Source organism: Dolichospermum circinale AWQC131C (assembly GCF_000426905.1).
In the GTDB taxonomy this organism is placed as follows: domain Bacteria; phylum Cyanobacteriota; class Cyanobacteriia; order Cyanobacteriales; family Nostocaceae; genus Dolichospermum; species Dolichospermum circinale.
Genome location: NZ_KE384639.1, coordinates 502 through 721 on the forward strand (window position 1 = coordinate 502; position 220 = coordinate 721).

Here is a 220-nt window from a genome sequence, read left to right on the forward strand (position 1 = left end):
CCTTACACTACCAACTAGCTAATCAGACGCAAGCTCTTCCCCAGGCAGCAAGCCTTTCGCCTCTCGGCACATCCGGTATTAGCCACCGTTTCCAGTGGTTGTCCCCGACCTGAGGGTAGATTCTTACGCGTTACTCACCCGTCCGCCACTGTCTCCTAAAAGACCGTTCGACTTGCATGTGTTAAGCATACCGCCAGCGTTCATCCTGAGCCAGGATCAA

1 rRNA gene (cut by a window edge) is annotated in these 220 nt (G+C 54.1%); it reads right to left on the reverse strand.

The window, feature by feature from the left end:
- Nucleotides 1-220: ribosomal RNA gene (locus ACIR131C_RS0117900) — 16S ribosomal RNA — on the reverse strand (its annotated part extends 501 nt beyond the left edge of the window); the annotation flags it as partial.